13 protein-coding genes are annotated in these 21,627 nt (G+C 58.9%); 4 read left to right on the forward strand and 9 right to left on the reverse strand.

Annotation, left to right across the window (positions count from 1 at the left end; translation table 11 throughout):
* Positions 1-31: 31 nt before the first annotated feature.
* From D0B32_RS04475 to D0B32_RS04485, 3 genes are all read right to left on the reverse strand, one after another.
* Positions 32-5,176, reverse strand: coding sequence for an AAA family ATPase (locus tag D0B32_RS04475; RefSeq protein ID WP_117332444.1), 5,145 nt, complete (start codon positions 5,174-5,176; stop codon positions 32-34).
* Between the two features lie 116 nt (positions 5,177-5,292).
* Positions 5,293-5,943: a response regulator transcription factor gene (locus D0B32_RS04480; protein WP_117332445.1), complete on the reverse strand. Its 651-nt coding sequence runs from the start codon at positions 5,941-5,943 to the stop codon at positions 5,293-5,295.
* 403 nt (positions 5,944-6,346) lie between these two features.
* Positions 6,347-7,312: a LysR family transcriptional regulator gene (locus tag D0B32_RS04485; RefSeq protein WP_181969708.1), complete on the reverse strand. Its 966-nt coding sequence runs from the start codon at positions 7,310-7,312 to the stop codon at positions 6,347-6,349.
* A 481-nt stretch (positions 7,313-7,793) separates the two neighbouring features.
* Between D0B32_RS04485 and D0B32_RS04490 the strand changes: the two genes are divergently transcribed.
* From D0B32_RS04490 to D0B32_RS04500, 3 genes are all read left to right on the forward strand, one after another.
* A complete protein-coding gene (locus D0B32_RS04490) occupies positions 7,794-9,383 on the forward strand; it encodes a serine hydrolase (RefSeq protein WP_117332447.1) in 1,590 nt (529 codons plus the stop codon).
* A 79-nt stretch (positions 9,384-9,462) separates the two neighbouring features.
* A complete protein-coding gene (locus D0B32_RS04495) occupies positions 9,463-10,272 on the forward strand; it encodes a transcriptional initiation protein Tat (protein WP_147329491.1) in 810 nt (269 codons plus the stop codon).
* A 98-nt stretch (positions 10,273-10,370) separates the two neighbouring features.
* Positions 10,371-11,357, forward strand: a complete 987-nt coding sequence (locus tag D0B32_RS04500) for a zinc-dependent alcohol dehydrogenase family protein (protein WP_117332449.1) — start codon at positions 10,371-10,373, stop codon at positions 11,355-11,357.
* Positions 11,358-11,860: 503 nt separating this feature from the next.
* Here the strand turns inward: D0B32_RS04500 and D0B32_RS04505 are convergent.
* Complete coding sequence (locus D0B32_RS04505; protein ID WP_117332450.1) at positions 11,861-12,769, reverse strand: DMT family transporter; 909 nt, start codon at positions 12,767-12,769, stop codon at positions 11,861-11,863.
* 410 nt (positions 12,770-13,179) lie between these two features.
* Positions 13,180-14,052 (reverse strand): LysR family transcriptional regulator, encoded by an 873-nt coding sequence (locus D0B32_RS04510; protein WP_117332451.1) that lies wholly within the window; start codon positions 14,050-14,052, stop codon positions 13,180-13,182.
* A 95-nt stretch (positions 14,053-14,147) separates the two neighbouring features.
* On the opposite strand from D0B32_RS04510, the gene D0B32_RS04515 reads away from it, so the two are divergent.
* The gene (locus tag D0B32_RS04515; protein ID WP_117332452.1) at positions 14,148-15,104 is read left to right on the forward strand and encodes an HPP family protein; all 957 of its coding nucleotides are present in this window, start codon (positions 14,148-14,150) and stop codon (positions 15,102-15,104) included.
* Between the two features lie 96 nt (positions 15,105-15,200).
* Here the strand turns inward: D0B32_RS04515 and D0B32_RS04520 are convergent, their stop codons facing one another.
* The 4 genes from D0B32_RS04520 to D0B32_RS04535 all read right to left on the reverse strand — a co-directional run bounded on the left by D0B32_RS04520 (position 15,201) and on the right by D0B32_RS04535 (position 21,347).
* Positions 15,201-16,571 carry a sorbosone dehydrogenase family protein gene (locus D0B32_RS04520; RefSeq protein ID WP_117332453.1) on the reverse strand — a complete coding sequence of 457 codons (1,371 nt, stop codon included), beginning with the start codon at positions 16,569-16,571 and terminating at the stop codon, positions 15,201-15,203.
* A gap of 127 nt (positions 16,572-16,698) precedes the next feature.
* Entirely contained in the window at positions 16,699-18,168 is a 1,470-nt protein-coding gene (locus D0B32_RS04525) for a tetratricopeptide repeat protein (protein ID WP_117332454.1), read from the reverse strand.
* Between the two features lie 542 nt (positions 18,169-18,710).
* On the reverse strand, positions 18,711-19,379 hold the full coding sequence (locus D0B32_RS04530; RefSeq protein WP_259294872.1) for a glutathione S-transferase family protein: 669 nt from the start codon (positions 19,377-19,379) through the stop codon (positions 18,711-18,713).
* Positions 19,380-19,637: 258 nt separating this feature from the next.
* Positions 19,638-21,347: a thiamine pyrophosphate-dependent enzyme gene (locus D0B32_RS04535; protein WP_117332456.1), complete on the reverse strand. Its 1,710-nt coding sequence runs from the start codon at positions 21,345-21,347 to the stop codon at positions 19,638-19,640.
* Positions 21,348-21,627 lie beyond the last annotated feature (280 nt).

Below are 21,627 nucleotides of genomic sequence, written 5' to 3' on the forward strand. Positions count from 1 at the left end.
TTTCGGTCCGCGAACAGGCCCGCACCTGCCTTCAGGAGTTGCCGCTATCTTCCACGTGCTCCGCGACAGGAAGTGTAAAACTGAAGACAGTCCCGAAGGGCTTGCCCGCCTCGACCGATAGCTGTCCATGATGCGCCTCGATGATCGAGTTGCTGATGGAAAGCCCCATGCCCATGCCGGAGGCCTTGGTGGTCACGAACGGTTCGAAGATGCGATGTGCCACTTCCGCATCGAGGCCGGGACCGGTATCCGTCACGCTGACGCGTATGCGGCTCTCGTTGACGGCCGCGCAAGACAACTTCAGCAGGCGTGGTCGATCGTCGATCGTCGCCATGGCTTCTGTCGCATTGACGACCAGATTCATCACGACCTGCTGTATCTGAACGCGGTCGCCCTTGACGAGCAATTCAGTCTCGGACTGGTTGATCACCTCCACGTCGTGGTCCTGTATCTGACCGCGCAACATGGCGAGGACTTCGAAAACAGCTGTGCTGAGATCGAAGACGGCAATGACCGGTTCGGATTGCTTGGCCATCGCTCGCAGGCCCTGGATCACCTTGGACGCGCGGATACTGTCAGCGACCGCGTTGCTGATCATGTCCTTCGCTTCCGCAATGTTGGGGGCATCCCGGTTAAGCCAGCGCAATGCCGCGCCCGAAGACGTCTGGATTGCCATCAAGGGCTGACTGACCTCATGGACGATCGATGCCACCAGCTCTCCCATGGTGGTGAGCCGAGTGACCCGCGCGAGATTTGCCAACGCGTTTCTGAGTGCCTCCTCAGCCTCAGCTCTGGCGCGGTTCTGTTCAATCAGGTCCTCGTAGAGGCGCGCGTTTTCCAGAGAGATCGCCGCCTGTCCTCCCAGCAGGGTGAGGATGGCGATCTTGTCCGCGGTGAACGCACCAACCGCGAGATCGTTCTCCATGTAAAGCACGCCGACCAGCTTTGTCTGTTTGATCAGCGGCGTGCAGACGATGGAACGCGAGCGATTGCGCTTCACGTACTCATCGCGGACAAATGGGCCGCTTTCGAACGCGTTATCAAGGACAATATGTTTGCCGGTGCGCACGACAGCATGCACCACGGAGACCGCCAGATCCGTCGGTGACATTTCCGCCGTGGCCATCCTGACGTCAATGCCTGCCGGTCGAACTTGCGCTTCGGCTTCTATCCTGAGCGACGGGCCATGCGGGAGTGCCAGAATGCAGCGCTGAGCCCCGGCGTGCTGCACGACGGTCGTCACGAGTGTTTCGATCAGATTGCTGAGGACGATTTCGCTTGCCAGCGCGCCGGACGCCTTGATGATTGCAGCGACATCGAGTTGCTGATAGGGGAATTCGTCAGCTTGCCTTGGTATGGCCGGAGATTGCGTGTCCCGCAAAAGTCCATGACGGTGGTTCAGTTCATCGACCTTGGCGCGGGCGCCCCATTGCGCATACGCGTTGCGCGCGGCGCGCAGGTGCGTGCGGGCGTTCTGTTCAAGACCAAGTTCGGCACAGAATGCTGCCGCCCGCTCGTTGGCGAGGGCTTCGACCTGCAGAAACCGGTTGGACTCGGCGTGTTGAATGGCTTCCTCGAAGCGTTGCCGAGCAAGCGTGACGTTGCCTTCGAGTTGCGCGATCAGCGCGCCCACCAGAGCATGACGACCGGCGAAGTTGGCTGGGCACGCTTGCGCCAGCACGGATAGCTCCGAGAAGTGATCCTGCAGGCTCGCGTGGTGAGCGGTCCGCGTTTCGGAATCGGTGTCCGAGGCGACGCAGGCGGCTGCGCGGTTCAGCGCGCTGTAGAAGCGAAAGTCGATGACTTCAAGAATGCTCTTCGATGCGCGCAACGACAGCATGCACATCTGCTCGGCCTCCAGCGCCACAACCACCTCACCGAAGATACAAGCCGCCTGGAGTCTGTAGCTCCACTGCGAGAACGCGACGCTGGTGGTGTTGTGCGGCGACGCGCTGATCAGGTCGGTGTTGAATGCTCCCGCAGACACCGTGCCGTCGTCGTCGAGCTTCATGCCCGTTTCGCGCAGTGCGTTGACCAGATCGAGTTGCGTGCCCAACACATTCAGGTAGAGCCCAAACTTCGAAGCACGCGCAATGGCGACGCCTTTTTCCGCCTCGCGGTAAACGTCTTCGAGCGGCGCGCCGGCGAGCATCAGCAGACTCGAAACGTTCCTCGCGCTGGATACGTCGAAGACCAGGTTGCCGATTTCCGCCGAGATCTTGTAGGCCTGTTCAACGAACGGCGCGCCTTCACCCAACGGTCGGAACCAGGGGATAACCAGGGTACCGAAGCGCATGTAGATACGCGATGCGTAGCGCGATGGGCCGCAGCGGTCGACCAGCTGCACGGCAAGTTTGCCGAACTCGTATCCTTTGCGGTAGTCGTGGTAACGCACGCCAAACACGAAATTCAGAAACACGAATCCAAACGCAGAAGAATCGCAGAGACCGTGTTCCACGCTCAGTTTGCCGACGTGAAGCAGGATCATGTCGACCAGGTTTGCATCAATGAAAAGCGCTGGCGGAATGAGGTCTGCGAGCACGTCGATCGCGCTACGCCATAGCGGGTCGCTGATCATGGGGATGGCACCCAGGTCTGCAATCGAGCGTTCGCCAATACGCTGTACAAAACGCGCGAAGGACTCGTCCACCTGCGCGTCGGTCGGCTTGAATTCCAGTTCAAGTCCTAACCGATGCAAAAAGTCGAGCCCCGCCTCGATCCCCAGGTCGGGCCGGTTCTGCGCGGTGTGAAGACCCGTTGCCAGACGGGTCATCTCGGCTCTGAGCGCCATGCTGATGTCACGTGCCGCCAATGCGGCGAGCCGCTGCTTGGCAGGCTCCAGTTTGCCAATCAGGCATTCGCAATCGGCGCGCCAGAACTCGATCCACTGTGTTGCATTGTCATCCGGTTCGGCGCGCAGGAACTCGGCTGCCGCGACGAGATACGTCAATGCGGATGCGTAGGCGGTCGCGGTCTTCGCGCGTTTTGCCGCGACCACATTGAGGTTCGCGAATCGCCGTCGTTCAGATTCGGATGTCACCGCATGACTACCCAGATCGATCTGGCTGACGATCTCGTAGATATCCTCGCACGTGTCGTCATCCACGATGCGAGCGACCATACGCCGCCCGATATCGAGGTGCATGGCGACGCGTCCGGCGACGTCCATCGAACCGTAGGCGGCTTCGCGAAACCGGTCGTGGCGGAAATGGTAGGCGTCGCCGTTGCGGTACACGAGGTCCGCCGCCGAGGCCTCGGCAAATGCGGCATCCAGTTCTGTGGGCGCGCAATCCATTGCTTTCGCCAGTGCTTGGACCGCGGCCACGCTGCCAAGGCAGGAGAAATGCCGCAGTGCGCCCTGCGTGGCCGGACTGAGGCGATCGAAGCGACGCAACATCAGGTCAACCACATTGTCCGTATAGGCCTTCGTTCGAATCCGGTCAATGTCGCGCACCTGTAACGTCGAGTGGTGCTCGAATTCAATCAACCCTTCTTGCGCAAGTTCGATTGAGAATTGCGTGACAAAAAATGGATTGCCACCGGTCTTCGTCTTGACCAGATCAACGACTGGACTTGCCTGTTCAAGTGAGCAGCCGAGCGTGCTGGCAACGAGCAGTGCGGTGTCGTCTCTATTGAGCGGAGATAGTTGAAGATGATTGCAACCCGGTGCTTCCGTGAGTTGCAGCAGTGGATGGTCCGCGCGGACCTCGTTGCTGCGATATGCACCGATCAACAACAAGTAGGGCGTGTCGGCCAGCTTGTTGAAGTACGCGAGCGCGCTGATCGTGCCTTCGTCGGCCCAGTGAAGATCGTCGAAAAAGAGGATGAGCGGGCACTCCGGCGTGCAGAACGCCTTGATCAGATCTGCCGCGGCCTTGAGAAACTGGGCGCGATCGACAGGAAGCGCTGAATCGTCGGGGCCCAGCTGATCACCCAGAACCAGCTTCAGGTCAGGGACCGTGGTCCACAGCGCCCTGGCCTTGTTTCCGAGCGCGTCGAGCAGGCGGCGCTGCGACGCGAGAAATGTTTCCTCGTCCTGGCCAAGAATGGGACGGACCAGTTTCTCGATGATCTGGAACAGGGCAGTGTACGGCGTTGCGCTGTTGACCTGCTCGCAGGTTCCCGCGGCAAAAAGGTGCGGTGACGTAACACGCTGACTGATCCACTGTTTCACGAGGGACGATTTACCCGCGCCCGAATAGCCGGACACCAGGATCATCTCGGCCGGCTTACCCATCGCGCAGCGCTCAAATGCAGCGTGCAGCACTTTCGTCTCGTCGTCCCGTCCGTACAGCCGCGGCGAGACCCGCTGACGGCCGGGGAGCGCGGGCATGTCCAGTGGAAACAGCGCAACCCGGTCACCGCCAGCCCGGGTTGCCGTGCACCGCTCGAGATCCGCAGCGAGACTTGCCGCCGACTGGTAGCGCTCCTCGGGATCTTTCGAGAGCAGCTTCATCACGATCATCTCGAGCTGCCTCGGAATGCCACGCACCAACTCGGACGGCAAGGCAGGGGAGCGCGCAAGATGCGCATGGACGAGAGCCAACCGGTCGCTGCCGCCCATTGGCAGCGAGTGGGTCAACATTTCGTAAAACGTGCAGCCGAGCGAGTACAGGTCCGCACGGTTGTCGACCGGACAGTTCATCTGGCCGCAAAGCTCCGGGGCCATATATTCCAGCGTGCCGTAGTTCGAATAATGCAGGTCGCCCTGACGATGTTCCGGGGTGTCGCGAAACGCACAGCCAAAACCCGTCAGGCGCACGCCGCGCTCGGCGTGTGTTTCAAGGATATTGTTCGGATTGAGATCGCAGTGAACGATCCCGCGCGCATGCACGGCGCTCAATGCCTTGCTGATTTCGATCGCGAGCGGCAAGAACCGGTCCACAGTCATGGGTTCATCGCATGACTTGCGCAGCAGGTCCCCGCCTGGATCCTCCAGCATGAGCAGCGGCTGACCGTTGTCGTGCAGAAGCGCAATTGGCCGAAGCGCCCATGGCGCAGACAATTCCGCGCGAAGTTCGTATTCGTGATGCAGCCGGCGGGACGCCTCGCTGTCGGCATCGTTTCCTTCCGGCCTCACGAAAAGAGCGGGTCCCGATGTGGTGCTCGTGCCTCGATACAGCCTGAGTTTCGACGATCTCAGCAATGCGAGGGAGTAGTCCGACAGGTCTGTCATGGTGGCCGTGGCACGCGTATGGGTTGTCCTCGCCGGCTTTGTCTGTGCCCGTGCTTATTGCTAAGCCATGCTGACTATTTCGGCTCACTGCTTCGGTCCATCTCGTGACCGAAGTATTATTGCGCGCGCAGGGGCTCAACGCCCAGGGATTGCGCTTTGCGGATGAGATCGGCCACTGAACGGGTTGCCATCTTTTTCATGGCCTGGCCGCGGTGCATCTTTACGGTGGCTTCGGAAATGTTCATTTCGGAAGCGATCTGTTTGTTGAGAAGACCGGACAGAACAAAACCCACGACCTCGCGCTCGCGAGGCGTCAGTGATTCATAGGACGCGCGAAGCGACGAGATGGAACGCGCAGTTCGCAGTCTCTCGCGGTCTTTCGCAAGGGCATGGTCGACCGCATCCAGGAGATCCTGGTCCCGGAATGGCTTTGAAAGAAAGTCCTGGGCGCCAGCTTTCATCGCCTTCACGGTCATGGCAATGTCGCCGTGACCGGTAATGAACACCACCGGCATGTGCAGGTTGCCGCGTGTCATGGAATCCTGGAACTCAAGACCGTTCTCGCCGCGCAGACGCACGTCGAGGATCAGGCAACTGGGACCCGCGGTCTTCTTGCTGGCCAGGAATTCCTGCGACGACGCAAAGGTTTCGACCGTCAGATCCACCGACCGCAGCAAACCGCTGAGGGCCCGGCGAGCGGATTCGTCGTCGTCGATAACGTAGACAATTGCAGCAGGCTCGACCGCGCCGGATTGTTGTGTATTCATCTGACCGCTCCTGGGTCGAGAGAGACTGCGCTCGGGCCGGCACGACTTACGCACGCTCTGCGTACGTCGATTCAGCCTGCAAGTTGCCTGCGTGACGTCCAAAAGTGAACGGGTCGTGCTCGGGAGTGCCTGGTCACTTGATCGCCGAAGCAACCCTGATTGCGTCACGATGTTCGCCTCGACCTGTCGTTGCGAGCGCTCCGCGATTGGTTGCTAAGTTGACTCTAATGACGCTGCTGCCCGCGCAATTGTACGATAGAAAAGCTCGATCAGACTCAATGATCAAACTCACGTATGTCGTCGCATTCGGCCGTGCGTTCATTGGGCATTCGAATTAATTTGCGCGCGCCGTAGACCCAACTATCGGGACGCAAGGTGCCCGGCAACGGGCAACGCTGGCGGGTCACGCATCAAGAGCCAGAAGCTGTGCAATGTCATCCTTTCGCATCGGACGCTTGCACGCAACCTCCGCGAGAGTGCTTCCGTCGACATCGCGCCGATCGATGTTTTCGCTAATGTATGAAATCAGGCTGCGAACCCTTTCAGGGACAAACTGACGCGAACGGTAGCTGATTGCGACCGGGACGGACGCTGAGTGCCAGCCGTCAAACAGCGAAAAAAGCTGGCCCGCCTCCACATAAGGCTTTGCTGCATCCGGCGGGAGCAAGGCGATGCCAAAGCCCTGAACAGCGGCCACGGCTATTGCCTCTGGACTGCTGGAGCGAAACCGCGAGCCACAAGGGAGGTGCAGGCGTTTCCCGGATCCCTCGGCAAGCAGGTCCCATGACGTTCCGCCAACCGACATGCGTTCTTCCGGCAAAAGGTCGGCTGGCGACCCAGCGTTGGTATTTGCCGAAAACCGCACTCCAGCAAACAGTGACATGCTGAGCGAGCTGATTTGTCTCGCGATGTAGACGTCTCGCACCTCGGGCTGCAAGGAGATGGCAATGTCTGCGCCGCAGCCAAGCGGATCGTCTCCGTCGGCGAAGAAATCGACGTCCACGGTGATGTTGGTGTGGGACTGCATGTATCCGTCCAGAACCGAGGAGAGCGCGTCGAACCCGAGCAGCCTTTGAATTGCCACGCGCACTGTTCCACTCATGGTGCGCGAGCTCGCTTCGCCGATTTCCTTGATTTCTGTAAAGCTGTCGAGTAGCAGGACCGCCCGGTTGTAAACGGTCATGCCGACATCAGTTACCGAGAGTTTGCGTGTGGTTCTGTGCAGCAGCCTCACACCCAACTCTGCTTCAAGCTCCTGGACCGCACGCGTGACCGCGCCTGGCGCGAGGTTATTCGCCAGGGCGGCTCTCGAAAAGCTTTTATGTTCGGCTACCGCTTTGAATAGCTCAAGGCACTTGATTATCTGCATTTTCTCCGCCATTCAAAAAATTGTTCGTATGAAACGACTCGAGGTGCCCGGAGCCGCCTATGTCTAGACTCGCAGCACAGGCGAATACGCTTCATCACCGTACGCCCTGATGAATATCGTAAGGATGCAAACGCGCCAATCCTATTGCACGAAGTAATAAGACGGCACAGCCTTCGAGTGATGCACTCTCTACGAACGTCTGCCTGCGTGCGAGACGAACCTGTGGTAGCTGAGCGTTCTGCCGACGGGCATTGAGCGCAGCCATCAATCCGAAGCCAGACCTTCGTATGGGTTGTCTCTTCTATTGTGGGTTGCGCGATAGCAATTGGTCGGATGGGCACCCCCCTCGTTGCACCGTATCTTGATCTCACGGCGCAAATATCGATATTTGATCCGGCTGCGATTCAAGCAGGGCAAGAAAAAACCATCCAGGCGCTTCTTACGTTGCCTTTTCTGATAAATATTTTTTGGACTCCAAACAATGAAAACGTCTTATCTCAAGGTTCTGGCCACTGCCATGACGATTGGTGCCGTGTTTGCGCTCTCGTCATCTTCGGCTAACGCAGCACGAGGCGATGCTCGCCTGGAGTATTACGGGCAAAGCATCGACACGATGATTGCCGACTTCATGCAGGAGAAGCACATTTCGGGGTTGAGCATGGCTATCGTCGAAGCGCCATACATTCCACGCGTCGCGGGATACGGCGAGAGCGACACGGCGAAGAAATTGCTGGCTTCTCAGGGCACGCTTTGGAATATCGGCCCGATCACGCAAGGCTTCACCGCTGTGGCCGTCATGCAGCTCGTCGAACAAGGGAAGATGAACTTGCAGGCGCCGATTGGCACCTATGTTCAGAACCTGCCGTCGTCATGGTCGAAGCTTACGGTCATGGAGCTTTTGCAGCACGCAACCGGCATTGCGGACTACCGACGCTCGCCGGGGTACGACTCCACGCAGGAGTATCAGCCGCAGCAACTGATCGACATGGTCAAGGGAGAAAAGCTGGCATTCAAGCCCGGCACCCAGATTGCGCAAAGCGCCACGAACTTCCTGCTTCTCGGTCTCGCGATTGAAGCTGCGAGTGGCATGAGCTATCACGACTTCATCTGGAATGGCCAGATCAAGCCGCTTGGGCTCACCCATACCATGTTCATAGAGGACTTTCCCGCGCACGCCAGCATCGATCCAGTCGAAAAAACCGGCATGCGCCATCACCTGTTCGTGACAGACGGCCGCTATATCAATCCGGTCGAACCTTCCGCCGGGTATCGCGTGATCGACGGGACGCTGACGGCAATCCCGTCGGCGACGTCGTCCAGCCAGTTTGCCTTTGGGTCGTTGTGGGCGTCCGCGGAGGACGTCAGTACCTGGGACATCGCACTCGCCGGCAACGAAGTCATCAAAGACGTCGCGCACCGCGACCTGGTGTACAAGCCCACCACGCTCGAAAACGGCACGGTGGTACCCGCGATGGCCGGCTGGCAGTTCACCAAACATAAAGGCTTCATGGATATCAAGGGGAATGCGCCCGGCTATAGCGCGTATTTGAGTCGCTTTACCGATCCGAATGAACTGGTGTGCGTCACCTTGCTCGCCAATACCGAGAACGTCGACCTCACCGATCTTGCACGTCGCATCGCCGCTGCATACGACGCGACGCTGGGTTCGGGAAACGACCCCGCGCAAACCTCGACGTATGAAAGCGTATTCGATGTGAAGGAGACCGTGGCGCGACTCGAGAAAAACATCAAGGCGGGCAACGGCCAGATCTTCGGTCACTACGACCACCAGGCGAACGCGCAGCAGGTCGGACTGCCGTTGCGGCCCACCGAAGTCATCGTCTTTGGCAATCCGGCGGCTGGCACAAAGCTGATGCAGGAACAACCGGGTATTGCCAGCGAGTTGCCGATTCGCGTCTCTGTGTGGGAAGACGAGCGTGGCCGCACATGGGTCAGCTACGGCAACTTCGATCGGCTGGCTGAACGCTACGGCATTCACGACGTACAAACCATCACGAAGATGAAAGACGCAGTCGCTGAACTTGTCCGCAAATCGAGCAGCGCGTACTAAGACCGTATGTCAAATCTGGCCGGTACGGTGTCGTACCGGCCCTCCGCAAAAACGATGAACTTAAAAAATGAGGTTCGATATGTCGGTTACTTTTGAGGGATCCAGGCGTCGGGACGCGCTTCGAATGATTGGCTGGACAACGCTGTCGATCGGCGCGCTTTTGCCTCATCGGCAGGCCGTTGCGAACGAAGCTGAAAACGTCGGGATGTCGCCGTCACCGGATGGCGCCAAAGCACTCAGCGAGCTTGGCAAGCGTCTCGCGGCGTCCCCGCGCCGGCGCAGTTTCGATTCGGTTCCGTTCATGCTCACCGATCGAAACTATTGGGACCATGAGGCTGCCGCCGAAGTGCTGTCGTATCAACCCAAGGCGCGTCAAGTATGGGAAAACACCGACCTCGCCGGCCCGTGGCCGGGCCTGATGCGCGAAGCCGTGAATGGCCAGGTGTTCGGAAATGGCAACGCAAATTTTCTCGCCGTTTCCGCGACGCATGGACTTGCTCATCTTGCGCTGTTCTCGCAGGCAATGTGGGACAAGTACAACCTGTCCACCCTTGCGGGGCCGAAGTTTCAACGAAACACGCTGATCGTCGAGAAGCCGGATGCGTCGATGCGCGACAGCGTGGAAGAAGTGAGCGGTTTCTATGGGCCGGCCAACAACAACATCGTTTCCCTGCAACGGCGTGGCGCGGTATTCATCGCTTGTCATGATTCGATCCATGCGATTGCCCGTATGTTGCAAAGCTCCGCCGCAAATGGAAGCAGCACGGCCGACGAGATTGCTGCCGATCTGACTAACAATCTGATCCCGGGTGTCGTCCTCGTGCCAAGCGTGGTGTCTTTCCTGGTCGATCTTCAGGTTCGGGGCTACACCTACTCTAAGGGTGGTTGACCGGTCTTTTCCGTGTGATCCAACAGAAGTATTCGTGGTCTCTTGCTAGTGTCGCCGGCACTTTCTTGAGACCACGACGCTCATTTAAAGGATTGGTTATGGACATGCAAGCGCTTGTGCTCACCCGTCACGACGGACCCCTTGAACTCACCACCATCGCTATTCCTGAGTTGGCCACGGGCGAAGTCCGCATTCGCATCGCAGCAAGTGGATTGAATCCGCTGGATACGAAAATCCGCGCGGGTGCGGCGGCTCATGCTCGACATCCGTTGCCGCTGATACTCGGCATCGACGTCTCCGGTGTGGTCGATGCGGTTGGACCAGGCGTCACCGAATTTAGCGTCGGCGATGAGGTATATGGAATGACTGGCGGTGTGGGCGGCATTCCGGGTTCGCTCGCCCAATATGCGTCCGTGGACGCCAGTCTGCTGGCGCGAAAGCCCGTCAACCTGTCCATGCGCGAGGCCGCTGCGCTGCCCCTCGCATTCATTACTGCGTGGTGCGGAATGGTAGACCGCGCGAATTTGCAGGCGGGTCAGACAGTACTCGTGCAGGGCGGCGCCGGGGGCGTGGGACATGTCGCCGTGCAAATAGCCCGGGCGCGAGGCGCGATCGTATTCGCGACGGCAAGTGAGCGCAACCAGGACGTCGTCGCGGGTTTCGGTGCCACGCCGATCGACTATGCGGTGCAAACGGTCGAAGAGTATGTGGAGCAGTACACGGACGGCGAGGGATTCGATCTGGTCGTCGACACGGTAGGCGGCCCGACGCTCGAAGGATCTTTTCGGGCAGTCAGGCATTTCGGGCACGTAGTCAGCGCGCTTGGATGGGGCACTCACGCCCTCGCGCCGCTTTCCTTTCGCGAGGCAAGCTACTCGGGCGTCTTTAGCCTGCATCCTTTGTTGAGCGGCAAGCACCGGGCGCATCACGGCGAGATTTTGCGTCAGGCCACAGCGATGGCCGAAGCGGATAAGTTGGTCGTGCGTCAGGACCCGCGCCGCTTCGATCTGGGTTCGGCGCACCTGGCTTATGAGTCGATGACTGGCGGGACCGCTGAAGGAAAGCTCGTCGTCGATGTGATCTGAAATTTGTCTAAGTCAACGTTATAAAAACGACTCGCCGGATCAAAGTCATTCACATCGGCACACGACAGGCTCGAGGATTAAGTCCAATCCTCGGCCTGTCGATCTGCTTAGCAAAACGCACGACCTCGCTATCCCATTCATCGACATTGTCTGCGTGCATGAGCGCATCGCAGCACTCGCGCACTGACCATCGGTTCTCACGTCGGCGGCCGGTCACGAACTTACCCATTCAATGCGATTCTTCCGGTGTGAGACCATTCAGCGTACACACAGGCGTCCGTAACGGTCTCACCCAGGTTCGGATTCCTTAGGGTGTGCTGACCGACGCCAGCGCCAGGACGGCGTTGCGCTTTGGGCACAGCGTTGCAAGCATCGCCGAAACCGTGGGGCCACTCATGCGAGTCGGCGTTCAGGAAGAACTTCGAAACCGCGAATGGTGTCACGCTGAGCGCCGCTTTCAACCACGTCGTGCATGAAACGGCGGCGGTGCTCGTTCTGGCTTTTCAACGCGCTCCGCTTGCACCGGAAACGTGGCCGCTTGCACGCTTTGGTGCCATGCTGCGTGCGAGCACAACGCCCATCAAGGCGAGCCCAAAGCCGGCGATCTGCGTAACGGTTAGTCTTTCGCCGAATAGAAACCACGCTTCGATGGCCGCGAGCCCGGGCACTGCGAGCAGCAGCGCGCTCATCTTTGTCACACCGTGGGCGCGCACCATCCAGACAATCAGCAATGTTGCGCCAACCGACAATCCTAGTACCGACCAGAGCAGACTGAACCAAAGCGTAAAAGACGGCGTCCATTCATAGGAGCCGCTCGTCAGCATGGCGACGAGCGCGACCAGTGCGCCTCCGGCGTTCTGCACGCTCGCCGAAACGCGCACGCCGTCGTTCGCTAGCCGGCCGCGTTGGAGCAACGTGCCGACGCTCATGCCGATTACTGCGAGGATCGCGATCAATGCGGTCCACAGGGTGATAGGTTGATGGCCGATGCCGTCGAGCGCAGGAAATAGTACGAGAGTCACACCTGCGATTCCTGTGGCCAGCCCGACCACTGTCCGCGACGATGGACGTTCGCCGGTCATCAGAAACAAGGCAATCACGGAGACAAGCGGCTGCATGCTCCCAAGCAGAGACATCACACCGACCGGCATTCCATGACCGATAGCCCAATATGCCGCGCTTAGATAGACGCCGTGCAACATTGCGCCGGCCAGCAGGTGCATGGTGAACTGGCTTCGGCGCGGCCAAGGTTCACGGCCAGAAAGCGCCAGCGCTGCTAATACGGCTGCGCTTAAAGCCATGCGGGCAAACAGGAACATTTCAGCTGACGCGTGTGGCACGACTGCACGTGCTACGACGAGTCCTGTCGACCAAACAAGCACGAAGAGTACAGGCGCGATAGTGGATAGCATGACTGTGTTCCGCTAATTGAAGTGATTGACCATTTCTGTCCAGGCCGTCGTCGTTGGCACGCGGCAATCTCTGAGACATTAGGCAATACGCGAGTAGCGGCCAATCGGACGTTGGTCGCCATGTCCTATGCCTTAGTCGAGGTCGTCAAGCTTGAGGAGTTGCCGCGGAAGCGGACTTAAAAGGCAGACGGAAAAGACGGCCCGCCCATCGTTCTATCAAAGCCATACCTTGGTATGGCGAGCCTCGGCGATGGTCGTCTACCGCTCGTCCTTGGTCGAATGGGCGCGCGGACTGACCGCAGGTATCGTGGTTTCACGTCGGGCGGACTTCACTGTGGATGCGCTCGATCGTTTGATTGAAATGGCCCAAGCACATGGGACGCAGTTCGACGAGTCAACGCGGAAACCAGCTAGGAGCCCGAAGCGACGTCGAATTTCTCACTCACTACTTTGAGCAGAAACTCCATGACGGCTCGTATGTGAGGCGACCGGCGCAGATCGCGGTGTACTGCCATCCAGATATCGCGGGAGAACGGAGGTGCCTCGTGTGGGACACGCTGTAGTGTTGGGTCCTGATCTGCAAGAAAGCGGGGCAGGCATGCCACCCCCGCCCCCGCCTGGGCCGCAGCAAGGTGACCATTGATGTCGCCGATTTCGCATGCAATGGTCCGATCCTTGACGATGTCCATCAGCCATTTGTGTTGCGGCACGTCACTGGAATCCGGCTCGTAGACAATAAATTCCCAGGCGGAGGCATCGTGCAACATTCGATAATTTTTGCTGGCATACAGGTCGAACGACAGGCGACCCAGTTTGCGCGCAACGCTGGTTGCTTCCCGAGGGCGAACCAGCCTCAAGACAATATCTGCTTCTCTGCGTCCCAGCGACACCTGTCGTGGCTGAGCCGAGATGTGCAAGTGCACGCGCGGATGGGCAAGCTTGAAATCAGCCAGTTGCCTGGCCAGGAAATTCGCGACGAGGACGGGCGGCGCGCTAAGCGTGACGTTGCCTGTCAAAGGGGAATTGCTGGCGACGACAAACCGCTCGACGGCATAGGCACTTTCCTCCATGGTCTGCGCCAGGTCGAATACGTGCTGTCCGGCGGCGGTGAGTGGGCATGCACGTGGCAGACGTTCGACCAGGCGGATGTTCAACTGCTCCTCGAGCGCGCTCACACGCCGGCTCACCGTCGCGTGGTCGACCTCGAGTGCGCGCGCCGCTCCCGACAATGTGCCGAAACGACCGACGGTCAAGAAATACCGCATGTTTTCCCAGTCGAACATCTGTGCAATTTCTCATATTAGCGGTGAGATTTTAGGAAATATTCGCACAAACAGAATTCGCATAGCATTGTTTTTCCAATTATGGATGACGCACCATGACCGCCGGCTTCATTTTGATGGGTGAACTGATAACGCTTTTCTTGCTCGGGGGCACGTCGAAGCTCGCTCTCGCCGCGGGCGTTCCGTTTCTGCTCTTTCCCGAATTGAGCGCGTTGTCGTTCAACGTTTTCTCACGTCCGAAGGGCGCGTGGGCCAGTGCCCCTGGCATGTTGATCATCACCCCCACCGCAGCGGCGACGATCGGTGTCCTGATCACGCGCAATGTCGGTTATGGACCGATTGGCGTAGTCCTTTGTATCGCTTCAGCGGTTGTACTTCTGCGGCTGCTACGCTCGCCCATCGCACCGGCTATTTCGGCCGGATTTCTCCCGATGGCGCTTGGGTTCACCAGCTGGCAGTATCCGGCATCCATCGCATTCGTCACGATCCTCCTGGCGATATCGTCTCTCGTGTATCGAAAGCTCTTCAGCGCCCGCCTTGCGTTGGTTCCGTCCCCCGCGCAACAACGAGCGCATCCCGCAGCTGGACTTTCGCAATGGCTGCCGCCGTTCATCGCATTCCTCCTGCTCGCGTACTCCTTGGGCGCGTTGACCGGAATGCGCCTGATCCTGTTTCCGCCGTTGGTCGTGATTGGATACGAGATGTTCGTGCATCCTGATACCTGCCCTTGGGCGAGGCATCCGTGGACGGTTATCGTAGTCAGCACGATAAGTGCAGCCGTCGGCCTCGCTGCGGTAGCGCTGATCGGAGTCGGACCGGCATCCGTCGTTGCCGCGCTGATAGCGGGCATGGCGGTCTTGCGAATCTTTCGCCTGAACTTTCCCCCAGCCCTCGCGATCAGCTTGCTTCCTCAGGTGATAACACCGCTCGAGCCGAATTTTATTCTTGCCGTCGCATTGGGCTCCGCTGTCCTGACCGTTACGTTTCTCGTCACGCGCGCTCGTCCACGCGTTGCGGCCCCGAGTGGATCTGGCAGTCGTTCTCTGGAGTGAGACGATCACGTCGGGATGTGAGACCCGGCGGCGTTCACGTTCAACGAACAGATCGTTACTCTGATTGCGTCGTCAATACCGCAACGCTTTCGGAAGTCACTTGCCTGCCGGAGCAAGCTCCGCCGATTTGACCGGGCCACGCGGCGCGACTCGCCACACAGCATTGCCAACGTCGTCGGCCACCAGCAAGGCCCCGTGTGCGTCCAGTGCGACGCCAACGGGCCGACCCACGGCGTGACCGTCTGCGGTCAGAAATCCGCTCAGGAAATCCTCGGGCACGCCGGCAGGTTTGCCGTTTGCGAATGGCACGAACACCACCTTGTATCCGCTACGCGGCTTGCGATTCCAGGACCCATGTTGACCGACGAAGGCGCCGCCACGATAGTGATCCGGAAACAGCGTGCCATCGTAGAAGACCAGACCGAGCGAAGCCGTGTGATTGCCGAGCGCGTAATCCGGCACGATGGCCTGGGCAACCAGATCAGGACGCTGAGGTTTGACGCGGGTGTCGACATGCTGGCCGTAATAGCTATAGGGAAAGCCATAGAACGCGCCGTCTTGCACAGCGGTCATGTAGTCCGGCACGAGGTTGTTGCCCAGATCGTCACGTTCGTTGACGGCTGCCCACAACGCGCCGCTATCCGGTTGCCAGGCCAGTCCATTGGCGTTGCGCAATCCCGTCGCATAGGGCCTTAACTGACCCGTTTCGATATCGAACACGAGGATCCGCGCGCGATCTGCTTCGGCGTCGACGCCGTTTTCCCCCGCGTTGCTGTTCGATCCCACGGTGATGTACAGATGCTTGCCGGCGCGATCCGCCAGAATATTTTTGGTCCAGTGATGGTTGATTGGCCCCGCCGGCAGGTCGGTCACCTTGACGCCCGCACCGGTAATCTGGGTGGCGCCGGGCACGTAGTCGAAACGCAGCAGTGCGTCTGTGTCGGCGACATAGAGCTGGTTGCCAATCAGCGCCATTCCGAACGGTGAGTGCAGCCCGCGCAAGAACACGGTCTGTGTTTTGGCGACGCCGCTGCCGTCCGTGTCGCGCAGTAACACGATGCGATCGGGACTCGGCACACCGGCGCCCGCACGCTTCATGACCTGTTTTCGGACCCAGCCGAACAGGCCGCTGCCTTCATCGTGTTCTGCGGGCGCGTTGCTCTCTGCTACCAGTACGTCGCCGTTTGGCAGCGTGTAAAGCCAGCGCGGGTGGGCGAGACCGCCGGCAAACTCGGTGACGGCGAAGCCGGCCGGCGCGGTGGGCATGAAGCCTTCCGGAGGTGCCTGAACCGGCGCAATATTAACCATGGGAATCAACGACGATTGCGGAGCCGGGATGGCCGGCGCCGCGCCGTAGCCCGCGTCGCTCGAACCTGACGGCCCGAGCGCGCAGGAGGCGAGCGGCACGAGCATGGAAATAGCCACTGAAAGGGCCAATGAGGTGGCCAAGCGGTTTGGCGAGCGCATGCGGATTCCCATCGGTCGGCGTTTGAGGATGCGGCATGGGAGATGTAGCAAGAAGCCGGCCCGCGCTATTTTCGTGCCGTCGCTCCGTCAGGTTGGCTGCTTTGATTGACGGATTTGGCTCGCCGCTTCAAGGCCAGTTTTCGATTGCGTACTTCCGGCAATCTTTAGCCTCGAAGTGAGCGGTTGGCCAGTTCGCCGTGCGCCGACCAACTTTCGGTAGCTCGGCTTTAGCCAGGTCAGCCACGCAACGACCCCATGCGTCAGGGTCACCCCATTCCGAGTAGCCGCGACACTGGGGATGGCGCTTCTCGCTAATCTCGGCCTCCTCCGATGCAGTGGCCGCCCGCCCCGCATCTCCAAGCTGGGTCTCGATTTTTGCCACTTCCTTGTAGGCCTTGCTGGTGTAGTCGCCGTCCAGCGCGATGGCGGCGCGCAGCTTATCCAGCGCTTTACCATGTTCGCCCTGTAGTTCGAGCGCCTCGCCCAGATTGATATAGGCCTCGGCATAGCGAGGATCGCGCCCGATGGCCGCTTCGAATTCCTGTTGGGCCAACGCTACTGGCCTGGCATGCAGTCGAAGCGACGCGTCCGTCGGCACATACTCGTGGTTGGCAATTTTGAGGTACTCGCGTCCGAGCGCGTTGTGTCCGGCTGCGAAACGGTCACGCTCGCTCACTACCCGCTGATATTTTTCGAGCGCTTCCTGATCGCAACCCATGTTTTCCAGTGCGATACCCCAGTTGTAGCGCGCCCAGGAAAACTTCCGGTCAATCCTTAGTGCCTGCCGCGCACGCTCGATCTCTGTCAGGTAGTCGAGATTGTTTTCGGCAATCTTCGACAGTCCAAGATTTGCCCACATGGCGAGGTTGGTTTGATCCTTGGGTGTAGCGCTTTTCAGGACTTTTTCAAATTCATTCGCCGCGTCAGTGTATTCGCAAGAGGTTCCGTCCTCGCATTCTTTCTGTGCCTGATCGAATACAGACGAAGCGAGCATGTACGGGCTGTAAATCGCCATCGCGGCGCGGGCGCCCTTGGCAATGACTTCATTCACGTTGCCACTATCACTAGAAGCGTCAAACAGATACGCTTCTCCGCCGGGTTTTACCACGCGACCGAATAGCCACAATGTCTTTCCCTCCCAGACAATCTCCGCGGTGATACGACCGTCACGCCGCGTCATGTCCTTGATTGCGTCCACCACGTCGAGGACTGACATTCCCGTGTCCGGAACCTGCAGATGCACGTCCTTGGTGCCTTCTTCTTCTAGCGTATCGTGAATCTCCGTGGGCATGACTGAAGAGGCGGAATTGATTATCGACAGCATGTCTTCGCTGAACCGGCTTTGACTCGTAGTCGCGGTGAATCCTTCCGCGGCGAGATCGCTGGGCGTTGCAATCGGTTCAATGACGGTAACCGGACGCAAGCCAGACGTTGTATAGGCCAGGCCAATGGCTACCGCCGCGATCACGCCAATTGCAACAAGGCCTTTCTGCAGATAGCCAAGGCCCCGAAAGCCAGACTGCACGGCGCGCACGACAACACGGCCAGTTTTGGCGACGAACCGGAAAGCTTGCTTGAAAGTCCGTGAAATTTTCATTGCGGTCCTTTCAGTTCGATAGCGCGACTGGAACAGTCGGCAGACTCTACTTGCGAATGTGGCGCGGCGGCTGTTTGCCTTCAGTTTGACTGCCGGTCTCGCCGTGTCAGGCTATTTCGAGTTTCTTCCGGCAGCAGTGCGCGGTGAATAAACCCTCGGATGCGCTTCCAGATAACAAACCCGCCAGGCATTCGAACTCACATAACATCCACAATTGGAAGACGAAACACCGGTCGATCGAATGAATTGAATCTCCGGTCTAATGCAGCGGCAACCAGCCGGATCCCGGGAAACCAGATTGAAGAGCGCGTTTGATCGGCCGCATGCTCCGGTTGGGGAGTCACGGTGATGGGAGCTGACTGCGCCGCACGCGGTCATTTGTAACTCCCGTAAATAAGGAATGAGAATAAAAAATCGTCTTTATTTCAATTGCAAATTGAGCATAGAACACGCTTGAGGGAATGGCTGAGCTATTTCGCTGCTACATTTGTAGCATTTGCAGAGCGCTGCGCGGATGGTAGCTTTACGCCGCCCCCCAATATTCACCAGCCTGCCGGTGGCTTGCCAAGAAAGAGCGCCAGCTGAGCGGCGAAAGCACGTTTGTAGGCAGCCCGCGCTTTACCGCGAGCAACATACGCGCAGAGGCTCGAATATTCCTCCAGCAATCCTGACTCTCTCAATCTGAGTAGCACCGACACCATCATCAGATCGCCCGCGCTGAACGCGCCATCGAGCCAGTCTACGTTGCCAAGCCGATCGGCAAGCTCGCCCAGTCGTTCACGGATGCGATCTTCGAGCAGCGGCAGACGTGCGTCATGCCAGGATTTGTCCGCCTCCAGGAGCACCGCGTTCTGGTGCTCGAGGATGGGTGGCTCAACCGTGTTGAGCGCGGCAAACATCCATGCGATCGCGCGCGCCCTGGCATTCGGTTCCTCGGGTAGCAGGCCGGCATGGTGCTCTGCGATATGCAGCACGATCGCCCCCGACTCGAACAGGGCAAGCGCGCCTTCTTCATAGGTCGGAATCTGCCCGAAAGGCTGCAGCGCCCGATGCGCGGGTTCCTTCATCGCACCGAACGAAACAGGGCGAACCTCGTAGCGCTGGCCGACTTCTTCGAGCGCCCAGCGAACACGCATGTCACGCGCGAGCCCCGTGCCGCAATCCGGCGAGCGTTCAAAGACGGTGATAACAGGCGTGAGTGGTGGGGGCACGGTCGTTCTCCTTTGCGGGATGTCTCGTTGAGTGCTGGATGGGCGGCGCTAGCGCTTCACCTGTTCGACGTTCGGGAGACTGCTAAATCGACACGCGCTTTCGTTACGAAAACATCACCTGGATTTCACGCTTCAAAATATTGATGCCTTTATGCTGAAGAATACGTGCGTCCTTCGCGCCGGGGACGAGGCGCCGCCCCGGCAGGCAAGTGACGCTGATCAAACTGGTCGCTTGCCAGCGAGAATGGCGGAGTCGACTCAGAAGTTTTCGCGCAACATCTCGAGAACATCTGCACCGCGGCCGTGGAGGATTGCACGTGCGGAGTACAGCGCCATACCGACCACGGGTTTCATCTCCACGAAAGGTGGCTTGACCAGTTCAAGCGGATTGACCAGCACATTGAGCAATGCCGGTCCTGGTTGCGCGAGCCATTCCTGAACCGCGTCGTCGAGTTCGGAAGCGACTTTCACCGTCCGCCCCCAGAGGCCGATTGCCTCGGCAACCTTGCCGAAATCAGGGTTCTTGAGATGAGTGAAAGTGTCGAGCATGCCTTCGGACTTTTGCTCGATCTCGACGAATCCCAGTTTGCTATTGTCGTACACCACGATCTTGATCGGCACGTCTTCCTGAATCGTCGTGAGGAGTTCGCCGAACAGCATCGCCAGTCCGCCATCGCCGCATAACGCAATGACCTGCCGTTGCGGCGCTGCCTTCTTGAGTCCCATCGCGCTTGAGAGCGCTGTTGCCATCGTGCCGTGAAGAAGGCTGCCAAAAATGCGACGCTTGCCATTCGTGGACATGACCTTATGCGCCCACACAATGGGTGTGCCATCGTCTCCGGCGATCAGCGCGTCGGCATCTGCATAGCGGTCGATCACCGACGTCAGATACGAGCCGGGGATCGTGTCGTCGTGCCCTGGCACGAGTTGCTCCATCCACGAAGCCATGACGTGCCTATATCGCTCTGTGTAGGTGTTGAGAAACGTGGCGTCGGTTTTGGGCTCGAGATGAGGCAAAAGCGCCTGCAGGGTCGGCTTGATATCACCCACCGCGCCCATCGTGACGTGATGGCGACGTCCAAGGTGAGTCGGGTCGATGTCGATCTGAACGATGTTTGCGTTGTCAGGATAGAACTGCCTCCATGCAAAATCGGCCCCGAGCAGCAACAGCGTGTCGCAGTCGAGTAGCGCGTGGTATCCCGCTTCGTTGCCGAGAATGCCAGTCATCCCGATGTTGTAGGGATTGTCGTGCTCGAGGAAGCTCTTTGCGCGCGTTGTATGTGCCATCGGTGCGTTTAATCGCCCAGCCACGGCCTTGATTTCTTCCAGCGCACCTTCGCAGCCAGAGCCAGCATAAATTGCGATCCTGTTGCCCGCATTCAGGATGTCGGCGATTCGCCCGATTTCTTCGTCATTGGGACGAATGGTTGGCCTACTGTGCTGAACCTGATACGGATAGTCTTCGCGGACCTCGCCATGCGAGATATCCACGGGAACGATCAGCACCGCTACTCCGCGCTTTGCCAGTGCTGCCTGACATGCCATGACGGTTTTCTTGCGCGCCTGTTCCGGCGTCAAAATCATGTCGCAGAATACTGAGCATTCCTTGAAAACCGACTTGAAGTCGACCTCCTGAATGAATTCAAAGCCCATCTCCGTCATGGCAACCTGAGTCGCGATCAATACGATGGGCGAGCGGTTGCGATTCGCTTCGTAGAGTCCATTGATGAAATGCAGGCTACCCGGGCCGCAGCTACCCGCGCAGGCCGTCAGTTTGCCGGTCAAGAGCGCTTCTGCGCTGGCAGCGAAAGCGCCTGCCTCTTCATGACGTACATGAACCCAGGAGATCGAACTCTTGTCGAGATTCTCTGCGATGAGGTTCATCGTATCGCCAACGATGCCATAGCAGCGTTCTACGCCGGCCTGTTCCAGCACTTCGACGACGATCTCTGCGACTTTCTTTCCCATGACGCACTCCGGGCGAGGTGGTTAATCGGTGACATGAAAAACAGAAGTTGTGCCGGGCTGATGACGTTCATCCCGCCTTCTGCCGTACTTTCAAAAGTGGAGCACGAGTATGGAGGGAGAGACAAAGTGGCGGAATCCCTCTGTTGGGGGAACGATCGCCCTGGCCACCTTCCCCAGTCACAAAACCTTCACTAAATAACCCTGCCCACATGCCGTAATTCAGAACGACTTCCGTTCGCATGCGTGCGGTGGATGCGCTTGCTGGAATGATTTCTGACGG

Source organism: Paraburkholderia sp. DHOC27 (assembly GCF_003429005.1).
GTDB lineage: Bacteria > Pseudomonadota > Gammaproteobacteria > Burkholderiales > Burkholderiaceae > Paraburkholderia.

Coding starts and splice junctions, on each gene's coding strand:
- D0B32_RS04475 (WP_117332444.1), bottom strand. CDS start 5,176: ATGACAGACCTGTCGGACTACTCCCTCGCATTGCTGAGATCGTCGAAA.
- D0B32_RS04480 (WP_117332445.1), bottom strand. CDS start 5,943: ATGAATACACAACAATCCGGCGCGGTCGAGCCTGCTGCAATTGTCTAC.
- D0B32_RS04485 (WP_181969708.1), bottom strand. CDS start 7,312: ATGCAGATAATCAAGTGCCTTGAGCTATTCAAAGCGGTAGCCGAACAT.
- D0B32_RS04490 (WP_117332447.1), top strand. CDS start 7,794: ATGAAAACGTCTTATCTCAAGGTTCTGGCCACTGCCATGACGATTGGT.
- D0B32_RS04495 (WP_147329491.1), top strand. CDS start 9,463: ATGTCGGTTACTTTTGAGGGATCCAGGCGTCGGGACGCGCTTCGAATG.
- D0B32_RS04500 (WP_117332449.1), top strand. CDS start 10,371: ATGGACATGCAAGCGCTTGTGCTCACCCGTCACGACGGACCCCTTGAA.
- D0B32_RS04505 (WP_117332450.1), bottom strand. CDS start 12,769: ATGCTATCCACTATCGCGCCTGTACTCTTCGTGCTTGTTTGGTCGACA.
- D0B32_RS04510 (WP_117332451.1), bottom strand. CDS start 14,052: ATGTTCGACTGGGAAAACATGCGGTATTTCTTGACCGTCGGTCGTTTC.
- D0B32_RS04515 (WP_117332452.1), top strand. CDS start 14,148: ATGACCGCCGGCTTCATTTTGATGGGTGAACTGATAACGCTTTTCTTG.
- D0B32_RS04520 (WP_117332453.1), bottom strand. CDS start 16,571: ATGCGCTCGCCAAACCGCTTGGCCACCTCATTGGCCCTTTCAGTGGCT.
- D0B32_RS04525 (WP_117332454.1), bottom strand. CDS start 18,168: ATGAAAATTTCACGGACTTTCAAGCAAGCTTTCCGGTTCGTCGCCAAA.
- D0B32_RS04535 (WP_117332456.1), bottom strand. CDS start 21,347: ATGGGAAAGAAAGTCGCAGAGATCGTCGTCGAAGTGCTGGAACAGGCC.